Origin of the sequence: Erwinia sp. CGal63 (assembly GCF_037026505.1) — a bacterium.
In the GTDB taxonomy this organism is placed as follows: domain Bacteria; phylum Pseudomonadota; class Gammaproteobacteria; order Enterobacterales; family Enterobacteriaceae; genus Erwinia.
The window spans coordinates 33,820-50,350 of sequence record NZ_JAKUMN010000008.1 but is presented as its reverse complement, the minus strand read 5'-3'; the positions used below and the strand labels follow the sequence as shown (position 1 = coordinate 50,350).

The following is a 16,531-nucleotide window of genomic DNA, read 5'->3' as shown; positions in this document are numbered from 1 at the left end:
CCGGTTTTACTTCAGGGCCGCATCCCAACCCCTCTTACATCCTGAAAGGCGCACCTACGCCGATTTTCGCAGATGTCGCGACAGCCAGCGGCCATGATGAGGCCGGTTGCTCCAGGCCAGCGAAGAGATGGTGTGCATCACCGCCAGATGGCTCAGGATCCTTTTTACATGCCTTTCCAGGATCGTCGTGGCGCCGCGATGAAACTCTACCTGCGTATCCAGCACGTTGCTCTCTGAGCTTGGGCCGTCATACTCCAGCCGCTGCTGACAGCGCTGCAGCGCTATCTCGCACGCCTGCAGGTAGCGCTCGGCCAGCTGCGGCGTCAGCATGGTATGTTCGCGCGCCAGAATGGTCATGGCGTTGATATGCTCGACGATAAACTGGCTATGCGTAACCCACAGTTTCATATCCGCCAGATAGCTGGCATTGAAGCCTGGCTCCTGCATCGCCTGATTCAGCGAGTTGAACAGCGCGTTATGCGCCTGGTTGACGCGCATACGCTGCCAGGCGAGCTTTTGCGGATCCTGCTCGTCGCCCAGCAGCTTCTGCAGCGCTTCCTGATAGGTTTCCAGCGCGTCATGGGCATTTTGTCGCAGCAGGCCGCTTTGCCATTGCGGCCACAGCCAGACCATGCCGCCGAAAGCGATCAGGCAGCCCATCAGCGTATCCAGCAGGCGCGGCAGCAGGAAATCGGCGCCGTTCAGCGACAGCAGCTGCAGCGAATAAACCGCCGTGACGGTAAAGCCAATCGTCGCCAGCCCGTAGTATTTGCGGATTACCAGATAACCCGCCAGCGTCAGCGTCAGCATCACCAGCAGCACCGCCGATTCCGGCACCTGAAAACGCAGCGTGAGCGCGGCTATCACCAGACCGGCCAGGGTACCCAGCGCGCGGTGCTGGATGCGCACTCTGGTTGCGCTGTAGCCGTTCTGGCTGACGAACATCACCGTCATCAGAATCCAGTAAGGCTTGGGAAGATTAAAGAACAGCGCCAGCGAACTGGCGAAAGCGAGCATCACCGCAAAGCGACCTGCGGTACGCAGCGCGGCGGATTTCAGCGACAGATAGCTTTTGATAGCGGGCAGCAGCGGCAGGCGTTTTTGCCGATCCGCCATCAGATCGCGCTGATAGAGCGGACGCTGGGTGCGCAGCACGCGCGCGATGCGGCTGAAGTGCCAGGCGCAAAAGTTGCCGACCGGATTGGCGGGATGCTGGCGGGCAATTTTCTCCAGCGCCTGAAGCGGCTTCTCCATGCTGAATCGTTCAGGCAGGCGGTGATAAAGGATATCGTCCGCCAGCTCGCGCAGCCTGGCGGCGATGGTTTGCGCGTTCCAGCGGATCACCGCTTCGGCATGGCTCTGCTCCACCAGCTTCTGCACCTCTTCCGGCTGGTGCAGGCTAACGGCGATATGCTCCTGTAAATCCAGCGCCACCTGAAACGCGCGGGTCAGTCGTTTGTGATGATTATCGTTGCTCGCGGCGAGCATATGCATCTGCTGATAGCAGGTGTTGATCAAATCGACCGCTTTCTGCTGGCGCGCCAGCAGCGGCGGCAGCGCTTTTTCCGGATCGGCGAGCTGCGTCAGCAGGGTATATTTCGCTTCGCAGTAGTCGGCCAGCTCGCGATAGAGCAGGCTCAGCGTCTCCCGCATCGGCTGCTCTTTCCACAGCCAGAACCAGAACCAGTTAAACAGGCCGTACCAGACCGTGCCCAGAATATAGAGCGACGGCGGCTGCCAGATGGGCATGCGTCCGGCCAGGCTCAGCGTGAATATGCCGGCGATCAGCGCGCCGGGCAGCAGCCTGCCGTGCAGCGGACTGATTTCGCCAGTGACGCCCAGCAGCATGGCCATAGAGAAGAGGATAACGGGCAGCGGAACGGCGTAGTCGCCCAGATACTGCACCAGAAAGCTGCTGAAGGCGAAGAGGCCGCCGCCGATTAGCAGGCGTTTAAAGAAGCGTTTATGCGGCGTATCCAGACCGGCGATATTGCAGCAGGCCGGCACCAGCGAGAACAGCAGGCCGTTTTGCAGATTGCCCAGCAGCCAGCCGACGGCGACAGGCAGGCAAAGCACCAGCGTTTGCCGCAGGGCGTAATTGACTTCGGGATGATAGATGATTCGGCGCCACATCACTCTGTACCGGCTGAAAAGGCGCAACAGCATCGTTGCGCCATACAAACAGAGCGGCTTAGCGTGTGCCGTAGACCACGATGGTTTTGCCGTGCGCCGAGATCAGGTTCTGATCTTCCAGCATCTTCAGGATACGGCCAACGGTTTCGCGCGAGCAGCCGACGATCTGACCGATCTCCTGACGGGTGATTTTGATCTGCATCCCGTCCGGATGGGTCATGGCGTCCGGCTGTTTAGCCAGGTTCAACAGCGTTTGCGCGATGCGGCCCGTCACGTCAAGGAAAGCTAAATTGCCTACTTTCTCGGAGGTGACCTGCAGACGGCGCGCCATCTGCGAAGAGAGACGCATCAGGATTTCCGGGTTAACCTGAATCAGCTGGCGAAACTTCTTATAGGAAATTTCTGCCACTTCGCAGGCCGTTTTTGCGCGCACCCAGGCGCTGCGCTCCTGACCCTCTTCGAACAGGCCAAGCTCGCCGATAAAATCGCCCTGATTAAGGTAAGACAGGATCATCTCTTTGCCTTCTTCATCCTTGATCAGCACCGCTACCGCGCCTTTGACGATGTAGTAAAGGGTTTCCGCTTTCTCGCCCTGGTGGATCAGCGTGCTTTTGGATGGATACTTATGAATATGGCAATGTGACAGGAACCATTCAAGTGTCGGGTCTGTTTGCGGTTTGCCGAGAACCATTCGCTGTTATCCTCTGTTGTTATCTTGCCTAAATACAGGGGCAGAGTTCCCTGACAGGCGTTGAAATAGTCAAGCGCTTCCCATGCAGGAAAGTTATTCGGCTCTCTGTCGAGCGCCGGGCTCGTTATGTCGTCCCGTTTCGTCTGGTCTGTAGAGTACTGACGAAATACAGCCTTGTTTGTAGCACAGCTTTGCATGAGTGTCTTCTGTTGTCTCGCTTCAGCATAGCGGGAAATCTGCCGCGCTGCCGTTTTAGCGATCGAAGCTGACAGTCGCTTAACTGAATGAATTAGAGGAAGTTGTTAAACTTACCTCTACAGAACCGGCGGCGATCCCGGCCTTTTTTGGGAGAATCCTCAGCGTGCTGGCAGGCCGTGCACGGGCGGAAAGCTATTGTATCGCTTTGCCTTCCATCAGCCGCTTGACCAGCGGCCCCATAATCAGCTCCATCGCCAGCCCCATTTTGCCGCCCGGCACCACCAGCGTATTGATATGGGAGATAAAAGAGCCCTGCAGCATCGCCAGCAGATAGGGGAAGTCGATATTTTCCAGCGCCTGAAAATGGATCACCACAAAGCTTTCGTCGAGCGAAGGAATGCCGCGCGCGGCGAAAGGATTGGAGGTGTCCACGGTCGGCACGCGCTGAAAATTGATATGGGTTCGGGAAAACTGCGGCGTAATGAAGTTGATATAATCCTCCATTGAGCGCACTACGGAATCCATCACCGCCTCGCGCGAGTGGCCGCGTTCGCTGGTATCGCGGATCAGTTTCTGAATCCACTCCAGATTGACGATCGGCACCACGCCAACCAGCAGATCGACATGCTGCGACACATTATTTTGCGGCGTCACTACGCCGCCGTGCAGACCTTCGTAAAACAGCACGTCGGTCGGTTCCGGCAGCGGCTGCCACGGCGTAAAAGTGCCGGGCACCTGATTCCACGGTACCGCTTCGTCGTAGGTATGCAGGTATTTTCTGGACTGGCCGCTGCCGCTGCGGCCATATTCCGCGAAAGTTTGCTCCAGCAGCGAAAAGTCGTTGGCTTCGGGGCCGAAGTAGCTGATATGACGGCCCATATCGCGCGCTTTGCGGATCGCCATATCCATTTCCGGCCGGGTGAAACGGTGGAAGCTGTCGCCTTCCACTTCCGCCGCGTGCAGGCTGAGCTGCTGAAAAATCTTGCGAAAGGCCAGGCTGGTGGTGGTGGTGCCCGCGCCGCTGGAACCGGTCACGGCAATCACGGGATGTTTGGCGGACATAGTCGGGTTTCCTGTGAGCGTTATTCCGCCATTGTTATCACGTTTCGCTATGGCGTGTCATCATCCGCGCCTTCGGCGATGGCGCGAAAAAGGGTTAATTAATAACAACAAAGTGCCGGATGGCGCAAAAAATTCACAGGTGCCAGCCAGCCTGCCGCGCTTAACGAATCTGCCCTTTTGGCATAATGTTGACGGTTTCGTGCAGTTCCGACCACACCAGCACGGCTTCGCCGTTGGTGAGCTGACGCTTAACGTCGTTGACCTTCTGCTCCAGCGATCGCTCCTGTTCGCCATAGTCAGTGCCTTCGCGCAGCACAAAAGCTTCGATCAGGTTAGCGAGCGTCTCCGGGTCCAGTTCTTTCCAGGGAATAATCATCGTTGTCCAGCCAGGTTGAAAGCCATTGCGGAATACGCTGCTCCAGCCACATTTGCGGCCTCAAGAGCGTTCCGCCCACAAATCCCACATGTCCGCCATGCTGCGTCAGCTGATACTCCACGCAGGCGGGCAAGGTGCCTGCGGCAGGGATCACTTCTTCGGTCATAAAGGGATCGTCTTTAGCATGAATGATCAGTAAAGGTTTGCGCACGCCGGGCAGCAGCGGCAGGGCGCTACAGCGGCGATAGTAATCCGTCGCGTCCAGAAAACCATGCGCTCTGGCGGTGATGGCGTCGTCAAACTCCCTGAGTCTCTTCAGCGCTTTAAGCTGCGTCAGATCCACAGGCAGCGTGCCGGGCCAGGCGTTGAGTTTACGGGCGGCATTCTGCTTCAACAAGTTTAGCAAATAGCGCTGATAGAAACGCGAGAATCCCTGCTCCAGCCGCTGGCTGCAGGGCTCCAGCATCAGCGGCGCGGAGACGATAACGCCCGCATCCAACAGGCAATCCTCGCCCTGTTTACCCATCAGGCAGCCCAGCATATTGCCGCCGAGAGAAACGCCGACGGCGGCCGTAGGCGCTTCGCCCCAGCGTTCACGCAGCCAGCGCAAAAAATAGCTGGCGTCTTCGGTTTCGCCTGAATGATAGATGCGCCGCAGCCGGTTCGGTTCGCCGCCGCAGCCGCGAAAATGCATCACCACGCCCAGCCAGCCGTGCCGCTGACAGGCTTGCAAAAGCCCATGCGCATAGGGACTGTGAAAGCTGCCCTCCAGACCGTGGAATAGCACCACGCGCGGCTTATGGCTGGCCTGTGCCGGATCTTCGCTCCACGCCAGATCGATGAAATCGCTGTCCGGCAGCGTCAGGCGCTGCCAGTGCGGCCGCAGAATAACCCGGCGGCGCACCAGCCGCGGCAGCACGGTTTGCAGGTGCGCGTTGCTCATTCCCGCCAGCGGGCGAAAAGTCTCTTGCGAAGCAGGCGTAAAATTCATTTTTAAAAGGCTTCCAGGATTCCTGTCATACTGTTAGCTTCGACAGGTTCGTTTTCGTCTTGGGTCAGGAGCGCCCGTTTCATATGGAACTGAAACTGTTTTTGTCTATGCTGGGCTTTTTGTGGGTCGCCGCTATCACGCCAGGCCCTAATAATATGTTACTCACCGCCTCGGGCGCCAACTTTGGTTTTCTGCGCTCGCTGTGGCTGCTGATCGGCATCATGCTCGGGATGCAGATCATGCTGCTGCTGGTCGCGTTCGGCATAGGCGGCCTGATTCTGCTTTATCCCTCTCTGCATCTGTTCCTGAAAATCGCCGGCAGCCTTTATCTGCTCTGGCTGGCATGGAAAATCGCCACGGCAAAATATGAAAAGCTGGAGACGGGCGAAGCGCCAGCCGCGCCGATGCCGTTCTGGCAGGGCGGCCTGCTGCAGCTGATCAACCCTAAAGCCTGGCTGATGGCGCTGGGCGCGGTCGCCAGCTTCAGCCTGGCGGGCGAAGCTTATCGCGGCTCCGTTATCGCCATAAGTTTCGCCCTGGCGCTGGTCAATCTGGTTTCCGGCCTAATCTGGCTCGGTTTTGGCTCGCTGATTGGCCGCATTCTGCATAGCCGTCGCGCCTGGACCCTCTTCAACGTTTCAATGGGACTGCTGACCGCCGCCTGCGTGCTGCTAATCTGGCGCTGAGCAAACTTGCGCGCAAGCCGGCGCCTGAAGCCGGCTTCGCTCTGCCGCTTTTCGGCAATGCAATGCGGCTTTTCTTCTAAGGATTTATCGTTATAACCGATAATTTTTAATTACTTTATTGCGGTTACGGCTCTCGGTTACAAAGGCGTTATTCACCTTTATAACAATAACGACCGGAGCAAAGCATGGCGCGTAAATTCACTCTTTCCCTGTTAGCCGCAACCCTTTCTCTCTCCGCGCTGAGCGCGCAGGCCGTTGACGTTACCGTGGCTTATCAGACCTCGGCGGAACCGGCTAAGGTCGCGCAGGCCGATGACGCCTTCGCCAAAACCAGCGGCGCTAAGGTCGACTGGCGTAAATTCGACAGCGGTGCCAGCGTGGTCAGAGCGCTGGCCTCCGGCGACGTGCAGATTGGCAATATCGGCTCCAGCCCGCTCGCCGTCGCCGCCAGCCAGCAGGTGCCGATCGAGGTGTTCCTGCTCGCTTCGCAGCTTGGCAACTCCGAAGCGCTGGTGGTCAAAAAGAGCATTAAAGATCCCAAAGACCTGATCGGCAAACGCATCGCCGTGCCTTTTATCTCCACCACGCATTACAGCCTGCTCTCTGCACTTAAACACTGGGGCATTAAGCCAAATCAGGTGCAAATCGTTAACCTTCAGCCGCCTGCCATTATCGCGGCCTGGCAGCGCGGCGATATCGACGGCGCCTACGTCTGGGCGCCTGCCATCAATGAGCTGGAGAAAGAGGGCAAGGTGCTGACGGACTCTTCCCTGGTCGGCAAATGGGGTTCGCCGACGCTGGATGTGTGGGTAGTGCGCAAAGATTTCGCGCAGCAGCATCCGGACGTGGTGACCGCTTTCGCCCGCAGCGCGCTGGCGGCGCAGAAAGCCTATCTTGATAACCCGGAACAGTGGCTGAAAGAGGGCGACAACCTTAGCAAGCTGTCACGCCTGAGCGGCGTGCCGGAAGAGCAGGTTCCAGATCTGGTGAAAGGCAACACCTATCTGACGGCGCAGCAGCAGGTTGAGCAGCTGGGCCAGCCGGTCGATAAAGCGATCGGCGACACCGCGCGCTTTCTGAAAGAGCAGGGCAAAGTGCCGCAGGTCGCCAGCGACTACAGCGGCTTTGTCACCGACCGCTTCGTTAAAAATCTCGCGCAGTAAGGAGCCGCCATGCTTTCCGTTTCGCAGCTTACAACCCGCTATGACGGCCACCTCGCGCTTGAAGATATCAATCTGACCATTGCCGAAAAAGAGCTGGTGGTGGTGCTTGGCCCTTCCGGCTGCGGCAAAACCACGCTGCTGAATCTGATTGCGGGCTTTCTCAGGCCGGAAAAAGGCAGCATTACGCTGGACGGCCAGCGCGTCGTCGGGCCTGGCGCCGAGCGCGGCGTGGTTTTTCAGCATGAAGGTCTGCTGCCCTGGCGCAACGTGCTGGACAACGTCGCCTTTGGTCTGCAGCTGGCCGGCGCAGATAAAGCGACGCGTCACGCAACGGCCCGACAGATGCTGAAGAAAGTGGGGCTGAACGGCGCGGAAAAGAAATTTATCTGGCAGCTTTCCGGCGGTATGAGGCAGCGAGTCGGCATTGCAAGAGCGCTGGCCGCCGATCCGCAACTGCTGCTGCTGGATGAGCCGTTCGGCGCGCTGGACGCCTTTACCCGCGAGCAGATGCAGGAGCTGCTGCTGAACCTGTGGCGCGACAGCGGCAAGCAGGTGCTGCTGATCACGCACGATATCGAAGAGGCGGTGTTTCTGGCCAGCGAGCTGATTCTGCTTTCGCCAGGGCCGGGGAAAATTATCGAGCGGCTGCGGCTGCCGTTCGGTCGCCGCTATGCCGAAGGCGAAGCATGCCGCGCGATCAAATCCGATCCTGAATTTATCGCTAAGCGCGAATATGTGCTGAGCCAGGTCTTCCAACAGCGAGAGGTGTTCTCATGAGTCTGCTAACTACGGAGAAAGCCGTCGCGCGTCGTCCCGGCCTGCGCTGGCCGTTTAGCCGACAGATTACGCTGAGCCTGGCTACCGTGCTGGTTCTGCTGGCGGTTTGGTGGGCCGTAACGGCTTCCGGTCTGATCGCGCCGCTGTTCCTGCCTGCGCCGCAGCAGGTTTTCCGTCAGCTGTTGGTGGTCGCCAGCCCGCAGGGTTTTATGGACGCGACGCTCTGGCAGCATCTGGCGGCCAGCCTGACCCGTATCCTGATCGCGCTGCTGGCGGCAACGCTGATCGGCGTGCCGACCGGTATTCTGATGGGCCTGAGCAAGACCGCGCGCGGCATTCTCGATCCGTTAATTGAGCTGTATCGTCCGGTGCCGCCGCTGGCTTATCTGCCGCTGATGGTGATCTGGTTCGGCATCGGCGAAACCTCGAAAATTTTGCTGATCTATTTGGCGATCTTCGCGCCGGTGGTGATGTCGACCCTGGCGGGCGTGAAGAGCGCGCAGCAGGTACGGCTCAGGGCTGCACAGTCGCTGGGCGCGAATCGCTGGCAGACGCTCTGGTTCGTGGTGCTGCCCGGCGCGCTGCCGGAAATTTTGACCGGCTTGCGTATCGGGCTTGGCGTCGGCTGGTCGACGCTGGTGGCCGCCGAGCTGATTGCCGCCACGCGCGGCCTGGGCTTTATGGTGCAGTCCGCTGGCGAATTCCTGGCGACCGATGTGGTGCTGGCGGGCATTGCCGTTATCGCCCTGATCGCTTTTTCCCTTGAGCTGGGGCTGCGAGCCTTACAGCGCCGTTTAACTCCCTGGCATGGAGCAACATTATGAATGAACGTCTGACTATTACCGCGCTTGGCCCTTATATCGGCGCACAGGTGACTGACGTGGATCTCAGCCGTCCGCTCAGCGATACCCAGTTCGAGCAGCTCTATCACGCGCTGATCCGCCATCAGGTTCTTTTCTTTCGTCATCAGCCGATGACGCCCGCTCAGCAGCGCGCGCTGGCGGCACGCTTCGGCGATCTGCACATCCATCCCGTTTACCCGCACGCGCCGGATGTGGAAGAGATCATCGTGCTGGACACGCATGACAATAATCCGCCGGACAACGACAACTGGCACACCGACGTCACTTTTATCGAAACGCCGCCGGCTGGCGCGATTTTAGCGGCGAAGCAGCTACCGGAAACCGGCGGCGATACGCTTTGGGCCAGCGGCATTGCGGCTTACAACGCGCTGTCAGAGCCGTTTAAAGTTCTGCTTAGCGGACTTCAGGCGGAGCATGACTTTAAAAAATCGTTTCAGGAGTTTAAATACCGCAACAGCGAAGAGGAGCATCAGCGCTGGCAGCAGGCGGTAGCGAAGAATCCGCCGCTGCTGCATCCGGTTATCCGTACGCATCCGGTCAGCGGCAAGCAGGCGCTGTTTGTTAACGAAGGTTTTACTACGCGTATTGTCGGGCTAAGCGAGAAAGAGAGCGACGCGCTGCTGAACTTCCTGTTCGCGCATATCACCAAACCGGAGTTTCAGGTGCGCTGGCGCTGGCAGCAGGACGATGTGGCGATTTGGGATAATCGTGTAACGCAGCATTACGCCAATGCGGACTATCTGCCCGCACGGCGCATTATGCATCGCGCCACGATTTTAGGGGACAAGCCTTTTTACCGGGCGGATGCGGTGTAAACCGCTTCAGGAAGCCAGCATCGCTTCCAGCTGCTCCTGCGCGTCAAGCCACGCCATCTCACACTCTTCCAGTGCGGATTTCGCCTCGGCCTGCTGCTGCAGCGCCGCGGTGAGATCCGCTTTGCGGCTCTGATCGTAAATGGCGCTATCCGCCAGTTTGTTCTCCGCGTCGGCAAGCTGGCCGTTCAGTTTCTCCATCTGCTTTTCCAGCTTCTCGATCTGCTTGCGCAGCGGCTGCGTTTGCGTGCGCAGCTCGGCTTCGCGACGCTTCTGGTCTTTTCTGGCCTGCGCGCTGTTGCCGCTCTCCGCTTTTGGCTCGGCGGCTGCGGCTGCGGCGGCGGTTTGTTTTTGCAAATCGCTCAGCCACTGCTGGTAATCTTCCAGATCGCCGTCGAAAGCTTCGACCTTGCCGTCATGCACCAGATAGAGATCGTCGGTGGTGGAGCGCAGCAGATGTCTGTCGTGCGAAACCACCACCAGCGCGCCTTCGAAATCGATCAGCGCCTCGGTCAGCGCCTGGCGCATATCGAGATCGAGGTGGTTGGTCGGTTCGTCCAGCAGCAGCAGGTTAGGGCGCTGCCAGACGATCAGCGCCAGCACCAGCCGCGCTTTTTCGCCGCCGGAGAAACGCTCGGTCTGCTCGGTTACCTTGTCGCCCTGAAAACCGAAGCCGCCCAGATAGTCGCGCAGCTGCTGCTCCAGCACCTTTGGCGCCAGGCGAGCCAAATGCTGCAGCGGCGATTCATCCGCCCGTAAGAATTCCAGCTGATGCTGGGCGAAGTAGCCCAGCTTAATGCCTTTCGCCAGGCCGATATCGCCGCGCAAAGGCGCCAGCTCGCCGGCCAGCAGCTTGATCAGCGTGGATTTGCCCGCGCCGTTACGGCCAAGCAGACCAATACGCGAACCGGGCACCAGGTTGAGCTTGATCGAATCCAGAATAATGCGCTCGCCATAGCCCGCGCTGACCTTCTCCATTTTCAGCAGCGGATTGGGCAAACTTTCCGGCGCGCGGAAGCTGAAGGTAAAGGGATTGTCGACGTGCGCGGGCGCGATTAGCTCCATACGCTCCAGCATCTTGATGCGGCTCTGCGCCTGTTTCGCCTTGCTGGCTTTAGCCTTGAAGCGATCGATAAAGCTTTGCAGATGCGCCACCTTCTGCTGCTGGTTCTCGAACATCGACTGCTGCTGCGCCAGTTTGGTGGCGCGCTGGATCTCAAACGAGCTGTAGTTGCCGGTGTATTCGAAAATCGACTGCTGTTCGATATGCAGAATTTTATCCACCACGGGATCGAGGAAGTCGCGGTCGTGGGAAATCAGGATCAGCGTGCCCTGATAGCTTTTCAGCCAGCGCTCCAGCCAGATCACCGCGTCCAGATCGAGGTGGTTGGTCGGTTCGTCCAGCAGCAGCAGATCGGAGCGGCAGATCAGCGCCTGCGCCAGGTTCAGACGCATACGCCAGCCGCCGGAGAAGGCGCTAACGGGTCGCTGCAGCTGCTCCTGCGAAAAGCCCAAACCGCTAAGCAGGCTGGCGGCGCGCGACTGTATCGTCCAGGCCTGAACGGCGTCCAGCTTGCCGTGCAGCGTGGCGATAGCGTGGCCGTCGTCGTTCTCATTGGCTTTCGCCAGCTCCGCCTGCAGCTGACGATATTCGCGGTCGCCGTCGATCACGTAGTCGATGGCAGGCGTATCGAGCGCCGGCGTCTCCTGGTTGACCCAGGCCAGCGCCCAGTTGCCCGGATAGGTGAAGCTGCCCGCATCGGCGCTTATCTCGTTCTTAAGCAGCGACAGCAGCGTGGATTTACCGCAGCCGTTTTTGCCCACCAGACCCACTTTCTGTCCGGGATTGATGGTGGCGGTAGCGTTATCCAGCAGGACGCGCACGCCGCGTCGTATTTGTAACGATGAGAAGAGAATCATAAGCGCCGTAGTAACCAGAATATGTTAAATTAAATCATCATAAATGCTTTGCGGAATGCACCATTCCGCGGTGTCGAGCATGGTAGCGGAATTTCCCCGCCGTGACGACGATTTGGAGGGGATTGATGTCGCAGCCGCCCAAAGTTTTGCTGCTTTACGCGCATCCGGAATCGCAGGATTCGATTGCCAATCGGGTTTTGCTGCAGCCGGCAAAAGCGTTGCCCAATGTCACTGTTCATGACCTGTACGCGCACTATCCCGACTTTTTTATCGATATTCATCATGAACAGCAGCTGCTGCGCGAGCACGATGTCATTGTTTTTCAACATCCTCTTTACACCTACAGCTGCCCGGCGCTGCTGAAAGAGTGGCTGGATCGCGTGCTGTCGCGCGGCTTCGCCAGCGGGCCGGACGGCAACGTGCTGGAAGGAAAATACTGGCGCAGCGTGATCACTACCGGCGAACCGGAAGCCGCCTATCACCAGGATGGCCTGAATCGCTACCCGATGTCGGAGATTATGCGGCCGTTTGAACTGACCGCGCAGCTGTGCCGGATGCACTGGCTGACGCCGATGATCGTCTACTGGGCGCGGCGGCAGACGCCGGAAGTCATGAAAAATTATGCGCGAGCCTACGGCGACTGGCTGGCGTCACCTTTGCCTTATGGAGGCGTCTGAATGGAAGGGCAAACCCTGCTTACCGCCGGCGTGGTCTATCTTTTTGCGGCGGTGATCGCCGTCCCGATCGCGGCCCGACTCGGCATCGGCGCGGTGCTGGGCTATCTGCTGGCCGGTATCGCTATCGGGCCGTGGGGATTGGGTTTTATCAGCGACGTCGAAGAGATTCTGCATTTTTCCGAGCTGGGCGTGGTGTTTCTGATGTTTATCATCGGTCTGGAGCTGAACCCTTCCAAACTTTGGGAGCTGCGGCGCTCAATCTTTGGCGTCGGCGCGGCGCAGGTGATTTTCAGCGCGGCGATTCTGGGCGGCCTGCTCTGGCTGACCGATTTCTCCTGGCAGGCGGCGACGATTGGCGGTCTGGGCCTGGCGATGTCCTCGACGGCGATGGCGCTGCAGCTGATGAGCGACAAAGGCATGAAGCGCAACGAATCGGGCCAGCTGGGCTTTTCGGTGCTGCTGTTCCAGGATTTGGCGGTGATCCCGGCGCTGGCGCTGGTGCCGCTGCTGGCGGGCAGCGACAGCGGCCATACCGACTGGATGAAAGTCGGTATGAAGGTGCTGGCTTTTGCCGGCATGCTGATTGGCGGGCGCTTCCTGCTGCGGCCTATTTTCCGCTTTATCGCCGCTTCCGGCGTGCGGGAAGTTTTTACCGCCGCCTCGCTGCTGCTGGTGCTCGGCTCGGCGCTGTTTATGGATGCGCTGGGCCTGTCGATGGCGCTGGGCACCTTTATTGCCGGGATCCTGCTGGCGGAGAGTGAATATCGCCACGAGCTGGAAGTGGCGATCGATCCGTTCAAGGGGCTGCTGCTGGGACTCTTTTTTATCTCCGTCGGCATGGCGCTGAATCTGGGCGTGCTCTACACCCATATTCTCGAAATCCTGGCTGGCGTGATCGTGCTGGTAATGGTTAAAGCGCTCGTGCTTTATCTGCTGTCGCGTATCTTCGGCCTGCGCAGTTCGGAGCGGCTGCAGTTCTCGGCGGTGCTGAGTCAGGGCGGCGAATTCGCTTTCGTGCTCTTCTCGGCCGCCTCTTCGGCCAAACTGTTCAGCGGCGATCAGATGCCGATGCTGCTGGTCACGGTCACGCTGTCGATGATGACCACGCCGCTGCTGATGCAAAGCGTGGATAAAATTCTGGCGAAGCGCTTTAACGATGGCGACGACAACGAAGAGAAACCTTTTGTCGAAGACGACAAGCCGCAGGTGATCGTGGTGGGCTTCGGCCGCTTCGGCCAGGTGGTGGCGCGTCTGCTGATGGCCAATGAAAAGCGCATTACCGTGCTGGAACGGGACATCAGCGCGGTGAGCCTGATGCGCAAATATGGCTACAAAGTATACTATGGTGATGCCACCGAGCTGGAGCTGCTGCGCGCGGCGGGTGCGGAAACGGCGCAGTCGATCGTGATTACCTGCAACGGCCCGGAAGACGCGATGGAAATCGTCCGGCTATGCCAGCATCATTTCCCGCATCTGCAAATTCTGGCGCGAGCCAGAGGACGCGTGGAGGCGCACGAGCTGCTGCAGGCTGGCGTAACGCAGTTCTCGCGCGAAACCTTTTCCAGTGCGCTGGAGCTGGGACGTAAGTCGTTAATTTCGCTGGGTATGCATCCTCATCAGGCGTTTCGCGCGCAGCAGCATTTCCGCCGTCTGGATATGCGTATGCTGCGCGAGCTGATGCCGAATCATGGCGACAGCCAGCAGATTTCCCGCGTGAAAGAGGCGAGGCGCGAGCTGGAGGATATTTTCCAGGCCGAAATGCGGCATGAAAAACGCCAGTTCGACGGTTGGGACGAATATGAGTAGGGCGCGGCGACAGCCTTGCGCTTGCGGAACACTGCTTTTTATTTAATCGGGTAACCTATGCGTAAAAGATTTATTGCCGACGCGACTTGTCCAAAGTGCCAGGCTAAAGATACCCTTGCTCTGTGGGTTGAAAACAATGTCGATGTGGTTGAATGCGTTAAGTGCGGCCACCAGATGCGCGAAGCGGATAAGCACGTTCGTGATGAAGTTCGCACTAACGAGCAAGTGATCGGAATTTTTCATCCCGAGTAGCGTTATCGCTCAGCTTTTTTTAAGCTGTAACTTACAGCGGCGTTGAAATTCATTACAATCAGCGCAAACTCAGAGCTTGCCGGCAAATCCGCCGATGTTTCAAGCTCTCAACGGTTAGGAGTAATCATGAAAGTAGCAAAAGACCTGGTAGTCAGCCTGGCATACCAGGTACGTACAGAAGACGGTGTGTTGGTTGATGAGTCTCCGGTGACCGCACCGTTGGACTATCTGCACGGTCATGGTTCCCTGATTTCTGGTCTGGAAAAGGCGCTGGAAAATCACGAAGCCGGCGACAAGTTCGAAGTGCATATCCCGGCTAACGAAGCTTACGGCCAGTACGACGACAACCTGGTGCAGCGCGTACCGAAAGATGTCTTTATGGGCGTTGACGAGCTGCAGGTTGGCATGCGTTTCCTGGCGGAAACCGATCAGGGGCCGGTACCGGTTGAAATCACTGAAGTGGAAGATGACCATGTAGTGGTTGACGGCAACCATATGCTGGCTGGCCAGAACCTGAACTTCAATGTGGAAGTTGTGGCGCTGCGTGAAGCGACCGAAGAAGAACTGGCTCACGGCCACGTTCACGGCGAGCACGACCATCATCACGACCACGATCATGACCACGACCACGGTAAAGGCGGTTGTGGCACCGGCGGCTGCGGCTGCAGCCACTAACGGCGACAAAGCGTGAAAGGCTGCCTTCGGGCGGCCTTTTTATTTTGCGCCGGCGTCAGTAGTGCGGCGGCGGCGTCTCTTCTGACTGCGACGCGATCATCGACGGCGCTGCGGCTTTCAGTTTGTCGGTCAACAGACGCATCTGCTCGCGCAGGCGAGCCATCTCCAGCTCGTGGTGAACCACCGTCTGGTTCAGCTCGTCTATGGTGTGCTCCTGAAAGGCCAGGCGGCTCTCCAGCAGCTCCAGACGCTGCTCAAACACTGATTGTTGCATATTTCTTGTTTCCTCTTGCCGCCGCTCGGGCCGCGTTATCTGGCTGGATTGTTCCGATTCTAACGGCAAAAATCGGCCCGAGACAGGCATACCCGCTTTAATTTCGCCGTCGCCGTTGAAAAATGCCGGTATTGCCTGCATCTTCATGGTGAAACTTTCGGACAGACAAGCGGTCGGAAGTAGTTAGTTTACATTGCGAGAGGATGCTGTTTTCTCGCGCACGGTTGTTATAGTACAGGCTCTGTCTGTAAAACGATTTCCGAGGTGAGAGGCTTCGGTTTTGGAGAAATGGATGAAATCACTGTTTAAAGTCACACTGTTAGCCACCACCATGGCCGTCGCGCTGAACGCGCCGCTGGCATCCGCGGCCGAAACCGCTGCCGCGCCATCAGCTCCAGCCGCTCAGGCGCCGCAGCAGGCACCGAAGAATGCCGCCTTTACCAACGAAGATCAGCAGTCTGCCTATGCGCTGGGCGCGTCTCTTGGCCGCTATATGGAAAACTCCCTGAAAGAGCAGGAGAAGCTGGGCATCAAGCTGGATCAGCAGCAGCTGATTGCCGGCGTTCAGGATGCTTTCGCCAATAAGAGCAAGCTTTCCGATCAAGAGATCGAGCAGACGCTGCAGGCGTTCGAAGGCCGCGTGAAAACCGCCGCTCAGGCGAAGATGGAAAAAGACGCTAAAGAGAACACTGAAAAAGGCGAAGCGTTCGCTGCTAAATTCGCTAAAGAAAAAGGCGTGAAGAAAACCGAATCCGGCCTGCTTTACCAGGTTGAGAAAGAAGGTACCGGCGACGCGCCAAAAGACAGCGATACCGTTGTTGTTAACTACAAGGGCACGCTGATCGACGGTTCTGAGTTCGATAACTCCTACACGCGCGGCGAGCCGCTTTCGTTCCGTCTGGATGGTGTTATCCCGGGCTGGACTGAAGGCCTGAAGCACGTGAAGAAAGGCGGCAAGATCAAGCTGGTTATCCCGCCACAGCTCGCCTACGGTAAAAACGGCGTGCCTGGCATTCCGGCCAACTCTACGCTGGTCTTCGACGTCGAGCTGCTGGATATCAAACCGGCCGCTAAAGCCGACGCTAACGCGCAGGCACCGACTGAAGCGCCAGCCGCAAGCCAGACCAAGTAATCCCCTCGCCGCCACGCTTGTGGCGGCGTCTTCTCCCGCTTTA

The 16,531-nt window shown here is 58.4% G+C and carries 17 protein-coding genes; 10 read left to right on the top strand and 7 right to left on the bottom strand.

Annotated elements, in window-relative coordinates; genetic code table 11:
* Positions 1-54 precede the first annotated feature (54 nt).
* From MKZ79_RS19380 to MKZ79_RS19360, 5 genes are all read right to left on the bottom strand, one after another.
* A complete protein-coding gene (locus MKZ79_RS19380) occupies positions 55-2,133 on the bottom strand; it encodes a YccS/YhfK family putative transporter (protein ID WP_336144253.1) in 2,079 nt (692 codons plus the stop codon).
* A 58-nt stretch (positions 2,134-2,191) separates the two neighbouring features.
* Positions 2,192-2,824 (bottom strand): cAMP-activated global transcriptional regulator CRP, encoded by a 633-nt coding sequence (gene crp / locus MKZ79_RS19375; protein WP_034934863.1) that lies wholly within the window; start codon positions 2,822-2,824, stop codon positions 2,192-2,194.
* 390 nt (positions 2,825-3,214) lie between these two features.
* A complete protein-coding gene (locus tag MKZ79_RS19370) occupies positions 3,215-4,084 on the bottom strand; it encodes a phosphoribulokinase (RefSeq protein WP_336144252.1) in 870 nt (289 codons plus the stop codon).
* A gap of 160 nt (positions 4,085-4,244) precedes the next feature.
* Positions 4,245-4,460: a YheU family protein gene (locus MKZ79_RS19365; RefSeq protein ID WP_336144251.1), complete on the bottom strand. Its 216-nt coding sequence runs from the start codon at positions 4,458-4,460 to the stop codon at positions 4,245-4,247.
* Complete coding sequence (locus MKZ79_RS19360; protein WP_336144250.1) at positions 4,417-5,451, bottom strand: hydrolase; 1,035 nt, start codon at positions 5,449-5,451, stop codon at positions 4,417-4,419. The genes MKZ79_RS19365 and MKZ79_RS19360 overlap by 44 nt, the downstream gene beginning before the upstream one ends.
* A gap of 83 nt (positions 5,452-5,534) precedes the next feature.
* Between MKZ79_RS19360 and MKZ79_RS19355 the strand changes: the two genes are divergently transcribed.
* From MKZ79_RS19355 to tauD, 5 genes are all read left to right on the top strand, one after another.
* Positions 5,535-6,137 carry a LysE family translocator gene (locus MKZ79_RS19355; RefSeq protein ID WP_336144249.1) on the top strand — a complete coding sequence of 201 codons (603 nt, stop codon included), beginning with the start codon at positions 5,535-5,537 and terminating at the stop codon, positions 6,135-6,137.
* 185 nt (positions 6,138-6,322) lie between these two features.
* On the top strand, positions 6,323-7,300 hold the full coding sequence (tauA, locus tag MKZ79_RS19350; RefSeq protein ID WP_336144248.1) for a taurine ABC transporter substrate-binding protein: 978 nt from the start codon (positions 6,323-6,325) through the stop codon (positions 7,298-7,300).
* 9 nt (positions 7,301-7,309) lie between these two features.
* A complete protein-coding gene (gene tauB / locus MKZ79_RS19345) occupies positions 7,310-8,077 on the top strand; it encodes a taurine ABC transporter ATP-binding subunit (protein ID WP_336144247.1) in 768 nt (255 codons plus the stop codon).
* Positions 8,074-8,901 carry a taurine ABC transporter permease TauC gene (gene tauC / locus MKZ79_RS19340; RefSeq protein WP_336144246.1) on the top strand — a complete coding sequence of 276 codons (828 nt, stop codon included), beginning with the start codon at positions 8,074-8,076 and terminating at the stop codon, positions 8,899-8,901. Before tauB ends, tauC begins: the two co-directional genes overlap by 4 nt.
* A complete protein-coding gene (gene tauD / locus MKZ79_RS19335) occupies positions 8,898-9,755 on the top strand; it encodes a taurine dioxygenase (protein ID WP_336144245.1) in 858 nt (285 codons plus the stop codon). Before tauC ends, tauD begins: the two co-directional genes overlap by 4 nt.
* A gap of 6 nt (positions 9,756-9,761) precedes the next feature.
* Here tauD and MKZ79_RS19330 read toward each other — a convergent pair whose 3' ends face one another.
* Positions 9,762-11,672, bottom strand: a complete 1,911-nt coding sequence (locus tag MKZ79_RS19330) for an ABC transporter ATP-binding protein (RefSeq protein WP_336144244.1) — start codon at positions 11,670-11,672, stop codon at positions 9,762-9,764.
* 125 nt (positions 11,673-11,797) lie between these two features.
* On the opposite strand from MKZ79_RS19330, the gene kefG reads away from it, so the two are divergent.
* The 4 genes from kefG (at position 11,798) to slyD (ending at position 15,082) form a co-directional block, all read left to right on the top strand.
* Positions 11,798-12,349: a glutathione-regulated potassium-efflux system ancillary protein KefG gene (gene kefG, locus MKZ79_RS19325; protein ID WP_336144387.1), complete on the top strand. Its 552-nt coding sequence runs from the start codon at positions 11,798-11,800 to the stop codon at positions 12,347-12,349.
* A complete protein-coding gene (kefB, locus tag MKZ79_RS19320) occupies positions 12,350-14,155 on the top strand; it encodes a glutathione-regulated potassium-efflux system protein KefB (protein WP_336144243.1) in 1,806 nt (601 codons plus the stop codon). It abuts the gene before it with no gap.
* A 57-nt stretch (positions 14,156-14,212) separates the two neighbouring features.
* A complete protein-coding gene (locus tag MKZ79_RS19315; protein WP_336144242.1) occupies positions 14,213-14,407 on the top strand; it encodes a YheV family putative zinc ribbon protein in 195 nt (64 codons plus the stop codon).
* 126 nt (positions 14,408-14,533) lie between these two features.
* Entirely contained in the window at positions 14,534-15,082 is a 549-nt protein-coding gene (gene slyD / locus MKZ79_RS19310; protein WP_336144241.1) for a peptidylprolyl isomerase, read from the top strand.
* A gap of 55 nt (positions 15,083-15,137) precedes the next feature.
* Here the strand turns inward: slyD and MKZ79_RS19305 are convergent, their stop codons facing one another.
* Entirely contained in the window at positions 15,138-15,356 is a 219-nt protein-coding gene (locus MKZ79_RS19305) for a protein SlyX (protein ID WP_336144240.1), read from the bottom strand.
* Positions 15,357-15,648: 292 nt separating this feature from the next.
* On the opposite strand from MKZ79_RS19305, the gene fkpA reads away from it, so the two are divergent.
* Positions 15,649-16,488 (top strand): FKBP-type peptidyl-prolyl cis-trans isomerase, encoded by an 840-nt coding sequence (gene fkpA, locus MKZ79_RS19300; protein WP_336144239.1) that lies wholly within the window; start codon positions 15,649-15,651, stop codon positions 16,486-16,488.
* Positions 16,489-16,531: the final 43 nt, after the last annotated feature.